The 6,542-nt window shown below is 59.3% G+C and carries 7 protein-coding genes and 3 pseudogenes; 4 read left to right on the top strand and 6 right to left on the bottom strand.

Annotated features, from left to right (window positions below; translation table 11 throughout):
- Window positions 1-1,006: 1,006 nt before the first annotated feature.
- Together BVER_RS34680 and BVER_RS26820 are read left to right on the top strand one after the other, a co-directional pair.
- Window positions 1,007-1,663 carry an RHS repeat protein gene (locus BVER_RS34680; protein ID WP_050455849.1) on the top strand — a complete coding sequence of 219 codons (657 nt, stop codon included), beginning with the start codon at window positions 1,007-1,009 and terminating at the stop codon, window positions 1,661-1,663.
- On the top strand, window positions 1,654-3,681 hold the full coding sequence (locus tag BVER_RS26820) for an RHS repeat-associated core domain-containing protein (RefSeq protein ID WP_232316833.1): 2,028 nt from the start codon (window positions 1,654-1,656) through the stop codon (window positions 3,679-3,681). Before BVER_RS34680 ends, BVER_RS26820 begins: the two co-directional genes overlap by 10 nt.
- A 507-nt stretch (window positions 3,682-4,188) precedes the next feature.
- On the opposite strand, the gene BVER_RS35390 is transcribed toward BVER_RS26820, so the two are convergent.
- Window positions 4,189-4,320, bottom strand: coding sequence for a hypothetical protein (locus BVER_RS35390; protein ID WP_269750816.1), 132 nt, complete (start codon window positions 4,318-4,320; stop codon window positions 4,189-4,191).
- Window positions 4,321-4,405: 85 nt separating this feature from the next.
- Window positions 4,406-4,783 carry an ATP-binding protein gene (locus BVER_RS35385; protein WP_269750815.1) on the bottom strand — a complete coding sequence of 126 codons (378 nt, stop codon included), beginning with the start codon at window positions 4,781-4,783 and terminating at the stop codon, window positions 4,406-4,408.
- Between BVER_RS35385 and tnpA (BVER_RS26810) the strand changes: the two genes are divergently transcribed.
- Both tnpA (BVER_RS26810) and BVER_RS36050 read left to right on the top strand, forming a co-directional pair.
- Entirely contained in the window at window positions 4,697-5,197 is a 501-nt protein-coding gene (tnpA, locus tag BVER_RS26810) for an IS66-like element accessory protein TnpA (protein ID WP_440588107.1), read from the top strand. The genes BVER_RS35385 and tnpA (BVER_RS26810) overlap by 87 nt on opposite strands.
- A pseudogene (locus BVER_RS36050) lies at window positions 5,197-5,286 on the top strand (hypothetical protein); the annotation flags it as partial. The gene tnpA (BVER_RS26810) and the pseudogene BVER_RS36050, both read left to right, overlap by 1 nt.
- Window positions 5,287-5,324: 38 nt before the next feature.
- On the opposite strand, the gene tnpB reads toward BVER_RS36050, so the two are convergent.
- From tnpB to BVER_RS31970, 4 genes and pseudogenes are all read right to left on the bottom strand, one after another.
- Entirely contained in the window at window positions 5,325-5,489 is a 165-nt protein-coding gene (gene tnpB / locus BVER_RS34675) for an IS66 family insertion sequence element accessory protein TnpB (protein ID WP_083452387.1), read from the bottom strand.
- The gene (tnpA, locus tag BVER_RS26795) at window positions 5,489-5,977 is read right to left on the bottom strand and encodes an IS66-like element accessory protein TnpA (RefSeq protein ID WP_050455845.1); all 489 of its coding nucleotides are present in this window, start codon (window positions 5,975-5,977) and stop codon (window positions 5,489-5,491) included. Before tnpA (BVER_RS26795) ends, tnpB begins: the two co-directional genes overlap by 1 nt.
- 86 nt (window positions 5,978-6,063) lie before the next feature.
- A pseudogene (locus BVER_RS26790) lies at window positions 6,064-6,285 on the bottom strand (IS110 family transposase); the annotation flags it as partial.
- An 87-nt stretch (window positions 6,286-6,372) separates the two neighbouring features.
- A pseudogene (locus tag BVER_RS31970) lies at window positions 6,373-6,542 on the bottom strand (IS5/IS1182 family transposase); the annotation flags it as partial.

Here is a 6,542-nt window from a genome sequence, read left to right as displayed (position 1 = left end):
CGCCAGCTCCCGCACCTCATCTGAATATCGCGTCCCGGTGGGCTTCCTTGCCTTGCTTTCGTTTTCCATACTTCAAATCTCCATTACAGCCAAGATCCGAAGTCTCCTACATTCCCGGTGCGGTTCACATCGCTCCTGCATCACATTGACGTTGATGTCCTGCGCGCGGGTTTCCTGCCGTTGAAGAAGAACGCATCAGCGGGAGTTGACCAGATGACATGGGGAATGTACGAGGCAGCACTGGAAGAGAATCTCCAGGTCTGCATCGACGGCTCCACGCAGGAGCATATCGGGCGTTGCCTTCGCGTCAAGTGTACATACCCAAGGCGGATGGCAAACAACGGCCGCTCGGCATCGCCGCTATGGAAGGCAAGATCGTCCAGGCGGCGACGGATCATGATCCTCACGCCGAAGATGCGCAAGCCTTTGCGTCGCAAGAACTCGCCCGACGCGAGCCCACTATCGCGGCACAAACCAGACGCAGGCCTATCATTGCGCCAATAAAGGAGTCGTCAACGGCCTACATTCCCGGGGCGGTTCAGCCGCGGCGTTTATTGCCTGAATGTCGGAGGATTGCAAATCGATGCTGCCGCCACCGAGGCGTTTCTGCAAGCTGTCGAGCCGGCTGGTCCTTAAATTCGCTTTTCATCGCGGCCAACTGAATGTAGAGTTCGTTGATGTGCTTTTCCCGGTTGATTCCAGTTGCGCGTTGTCCGCCCTTTGCATAATTGATGTCGTGTTGGCCATCGCAAGCGGAAGGCTATATGTCGACTAGCACGCGTCGGATATGTAACGCTTCGAGCGCACGTAGCAATATCGAATTTTGGAGATCCGACTCATTATGGAGGCTGCGACTGTTTCCGATGCCCTGACAGCGTGCCGCTGTCAGGGCACCCCGACTGTCACAGTGATCGACAACCGTGGTCGGGTGGTGCGCACGATGCATTACAACCGCCTCTCCGACGACGATCCGCTCGACACGTTGATAACGCGCCAGACCTAGTCCGTGCGGGGCCACCTGGACTCTAGCATCGACCCGCGCCTGTTCGACGAACAGCAGCAAGATCCGGCCGTGCCGCCCAACTTCCGCTACATCCGCACCCTCTCCTCAGGTCAACCCCTCGCGATCCACAGCCAGGACGCCGGCACCCGCACCGCGCTGTTCGATGTCGAGGGTGCCATCGTCTGGCAGCACGACGGCCGTGGTCAGCAGCTGCGCCGCTCCTATGATGCTCTGCACCGACTGGTTTCGATCACTGAACAGACTGGCGCTACCGCGCCGCGCGTCAGCGAGCGCTTCGTGTATGGCGATGCGAACGCCTCGCCCGACACCAACCTGCGCGGCAAGCTGCTGCAAGCCTGGTCCCCCGCCGGCTTCGTCGCCACGTCCGCCTATAATATCGCCGACCAGCCGCTGGCCAGCCAGCAGCAATTCCTGCGTGACGACGTGCTGGACTGTGACTGGCAGGGGGACGATTCCACTGCTTGGTCATGCGATCTCGCGCCCGGGGCCTTCACCACGTGTTGGACTTATAACGCCCTCGGCCAGACACTCGAGCGTCTCGATGCGTGCCGCAACCGGCAGCGCCAGCGTTACAACATCGCCGGCCAGCTCGCCACCAGCGGGCCGGCCAGTCCGCCTGGCAGCCGCTGTTGCGCGTAATCACCTACAGCGCCGCCGGCCAAGTGTTGCGCGAGGAAGCCGGTAACGGCGTGGTCACCGACTACACATACGAGCTGCAGACCCAGCGTCTGGCAGCACTGCGCACCACCCGCCCCACGCAGGCCGGCCGCTCGCCCGTGCTGCAGGCGCTGTCCTACAAGTACGATCCGGTCGGCAACCTGTTGGCGATCGGCGACGCAGCCAAGGCCACCCACTACACGCGCAACCAGCGCGTCGAACCCACCAGCACCTACACCTACGATGCGCTGTACCAGCTCACCCAAACCACCGGTCGCGAGAACGCCAACGCCGGCCGCCAGACCCAGGCGCTGCCGCCGCCAATCGTGCCGCTGTGGCAAGAAACCGGCAAGCTGACCAACTACACGTGCACCTACACCTATGACCGCGGCGCGAACGTGACCGCGATCCATCACCAGGGCACTACGCCCTACACGCAGCAGACGTTGGTTGCTCCCTCCTCGAACCGCGCGGTGCCGCAAACTGGGGGCCTCACACCCGGTGACGTAAACGGCTGTTTCGACGCCTGCGGCAACCTTAAGGCACTCGGGTCCAACCAGCCACTCTCGTGGGACAGCCGCAACCAGTTGCAGCGCGCCACCCGAATCGTGCGCAGCGGACCTGACGACGACAGCGAGGTGTATATTGGTACGACGGCGCCGGCCAGCGGGCCACCAAGCTCTGCACCGCCCAGACCAGCGGCACCATCCGCACCGAGCGCGTGCGCTACCTGCCGGGGCTGGAACTGCGCCAGACCGAACAGACCCGTGACGGCGACACCACGCCCACACCCCTCGTACGCCTGCAGGTGCTTACCCTCGGCGCGACTGGCTGCAAATCGGTGCGGGTGCTGCACTGAGTTGGGCAAGCCCCCGACGATCGAGAGCGACCAGTGGCGTGTCAGCCTCGATGACCAGATCGGCTCGTCGAGACTCGAGCTCGACGCGCGGGCCGATCTCCTGACCTGGGAGGAGTACTTCCCGTTTGGCGGCACCGCGGTCTGGTCCGCGCGCAGCGACACTGAGGCGAAGTACAAGTACGTGCGCTACTCAGGGCAGGAGCGCGACGCCACCGGACTGTACTACTACGGGCTGCGCTACTATGCGCCGTGGCTTTCCCGCTGGCTCAACCCAGACCCCGCCGGGGCTATTGACGGGCTCAATTTGTTCAGGATGGTAAGGAATAGTCCAGTAAATTTGGCCGATGATAACGGACTTTACCCGCCAATCCCGGAGCATAGGATTGACCTCGCTCGCAAAGCCTTTACCCAGTGGCGGCAATATATCTCACGTAGCCCGGGCGATGCGTTATTGCCTGTTACGAGTGGAACAGGTCAGGTTGAAGCATCTCAAGAAATCGAGAACAATTCAAATTTTGCAACTGGCTCTCCAAATAACAGCAAACAACAAGGCAAATACTTTTTCAAAGACTTGGAGCGGAGACTGGAGAATTTAGCCAAATCTTCCACCGAACGAGAGAGTTTTGTTAGAAACGAAAATGAATTTTCACACCTGCAATCCGATGATTTCACAATTACATCATATCCAGAAAATGTGAATGGATATTTCATGAATAAGTACAAGCCCAATAAATGGACTTTTAAAGAAAACTCAAGGGGGTCAGACGTTACGCAATTCTTCGCGAATGATGTCACCAGAGTTCAGTACGAGAAAGTCGCAAAGTCGAAGGGTTTTTTTGGATTTCTGCCTACGTTGATCAAAAGAAAGAATGTGATAAATGACGAGACGCTACGCGTTACTAGCAACATCAGCAACTGTTCGCAGGAGTTGCTAGCCGCTTTCATGGAACGCACTTCGAATGGGAAAAGCACTGCACGCATATTAGCTGATTTTGGCTTGATTGCCACGAGAGTGGAAATGAGAAGGGCAGATGAGCAGGTTGATTTTCTAATTTCCGTTCGACCAAGTTTTGAGTTGCCAGCCAATTCAGATCACCAACGCCTCAAAAGAGCTTTGTCACGCTCAGGCGACCTATCGTAGGATGTGTTGATGAGGATGACGAAATCGTTTTGTTTAGGATCCGGCGCTGCGCGATGATGTTTACGCGCAACGCGCCGGACAATACCCCCGTTAAAAGCTCGGGGTCTTGCCCACGCCGCCATTGGCGGCGGCGAACGCTTCGATCCGCAGAGCAATTTCGTCGTCTTTCATCGGGTGACCATAACTGCCTTCGGGTCAAAGTGTATCCGATTCAACTCGCCGCATGGCAACAGCCATAGCGTTGCAACCTGCACAGCTCCGGATTCGAAGCATGAGATGCTGGATCCAGACAAAGCCGATATCGACAACCCCCCCCGTTCCACTGATTTTGCGCCAGTGGCGGCAGACGTGGCGCCCCTGCTTTACTGCACCCAGCTGGGGGCATGTGCTGTTCTAGTGTTGACGGCGGTGTAAAACCGCACTTTTTGGGCGGCGCAATCCCGAGCGAGTTTCTGAAGCAAGAAGGGGCCGATACGGCCCCTTCGCTTTCGGTGGCGGTACTTCATGTCAAAACGGTGGATCGCGTTCACTCGTGCGGCGATGCGCTTCCGGGGAGCGCTGCTTACGCAGTAGATCATGGAGCTGAACGCCATAGAAGTCGGTCACGACGGCAAGCAGATCCTCGAGCAACTCGAACACGGCGAGCGCCGTTCAGGCGTCCAGTCGTCGGGCACGACGAACTGCAGGCCACGACGGCGCCCCGGTGGCAGCAAGGCAGGACTCATCACGCGACCTCCCTCTTTGTGGCAGGCTTGTGGGTCTTGCGCTGCAGGGCCCGCGCTTCGTTGCGTTCGCGCGCCTCTTTGAGCCGGTACGATTCGCCCTCGATCGAGATCACTTCGGCTCGATGCACGAGACGGTCGACCAGTGACACGACGCAGGCCGCGTTCGGGAACACTTCCGACCAGTCCTTGAACGCCTTGTTTGTTGTTACGATGGTCGATCTGTAAGCGCGAAATAATGCACACCTATCCTCGGCAGTCAGAAAGAGGCAAGCTGCGTCCGCAGACTTGAATTGCGGACGCAGATAATGACCGACATTGACTTTGACTTTGACTTTCTTCCCCTGCGGGTAATCAAAACATGTGCCGATGGCAAGCATCGGTATGACCCCGAGGGCAAACGCAAGCTTATCGAGGCTTGCCGCCGGCCTGGTGCATCGCTGGCTAGTCTGGCGCTGAAGGCCAGCGTGAACGCAAACCAGCTACACAAGTGGGTACGTCTGGAGGAGCGGCGAGAACACGCTGCTGACGCGACCTCTGATGTTGAGCAACCGCCGTCGGCATTCGCAGCGGTCATCACGGTCAACGACGCGCCCTCGATATTGGCCCCGAGTGTCGCAGTGCCGCGTGAGCAGGAATCGACACCGCGGCGCGAACTGTTCCAGCCTTCACGCCCGGCATCGAGCGCGCGCCTGTCAGCGACGCTGCCCAACGGAGTCGTCGTCGAACTAGAGTGTTCCGGCCGCGATGCTTCACTCGTGAGTGCGATGATCGCTGCACTGGGCGCGCCCTGATGTTCCGCTTCGATCATGACTTGCTGGTGTACCTGCATCGCGAGCCGATTGACTTCCGCGCCGGACTGAACACGCTGGTCGAGCAGTCGATGCAGCTTGACCCGCTCACGCGCGCCGTCTTCGGGTTTCACAACCGCAAACATTTATGGTTGCGAAACGCGTACACGGCGCGCGCGAGCGGATCCAGTCGCATCGAATTCTCAACTAGAGCGGCAAGGGTATTGATGCCGCACCGGAAGTCGACTGGCTCGCGATGCAGATAGACCCGCAGGTCGTCGGCGAAGCGCAGCATCACCGGCTCCTCAATGCGTCGATCATCGCTGTGAGCAGCGCCGTGTCCTGTTGCATACACTCAAGTTCAAGACACACCCCGTTGGGCAACTGCGCTACCAGGCGTGATGGCAACGGCGGACGCTGCGAGGCGCGCGTCACTTCACGCGCTCGGAGCATTGGCGTCACAGCCCCAGACGCAGGCGGTCTTGAATTTGCGCGCACCGGGTCCGGGTCGGCGACTTCTACGACGGGTACGAATTGCGCCGTGCCTGTGCCGGGCAACTCCATACAGTCGCTGCGCACCGCCCGTTTGCGCTCCAGCAGAATCCACTTGCGCAGCTGGTTGGCGTTCACGCCAGCCTTGAGCGCAAGCCCCGCCACCGATGCGCCGGGCTGCTCGCACGCCTCAATCAGTCGCCGCTTGCCTTCGGGATCAAAGCAGCGCCGACCGCCTTGGTCGATGTGGGTGACCTTAAGGGGAAGGAAATCAAATTCGTCTGGGGTCATGTTGCGTCCGCAAGTTGAGGGATTGCGGACGCAAGCTTGATCTTCCACCATCGAACCTGCTAGGCGGGCAGAAACTATCGCTTACCGATCAGTCGTACCGTATGTCCCATGCCCTGTAGCTTACGAGCCCAGTAATGGGCGCTGCCACATGCCTCCATCCCGATTAGGCACGCCGGCAGGTTGGCAAAGAACGCCGCCATCTGGTCACGCCTGAGCAGTTTCTTCAACACCACTTGACCATGTTCATTTACGCCATGAATCGCAAAGACGGTTTTCGCCAGATCGATGCCAATTGTCGTAATCTTCATCTTGGGCGCTCTCCTCGTTCAAGTGGTCGCTTCGACACGTCCACTTTGGCACACTGATGCCGTTTCGGGTGGGGGCGTCTTCCATTAATTCCGATCGAGCTTGCCATCCGCCTTCATGTGGCCAATGGCCGGCTCGATTGCGCTGCGCCTTCGGATCATCGCTCGCAGACCGCGCGTGATACCCCACCGCAATCCTGGGTGGTAGATCTTCACGCCGTCTACGGCCACTCCCTTGTAGCCGCAATCGACGATGGCGA

This window comes from Candidatus Burkholderia verschuerenii (assembly GCF_001189365.1).
GTDB lineage: Bacteria > Pseudomonadota > Gammaproteobacteria > Burkholderiales > Burkholderiaceae > Caballeronia > Caballeronia verschuerenii.
The sequence above is the reverse complement of the archived record's forward strand: the minus strand, read 5'-3'. Positions and strand labels throughout refer to the sequence as shown.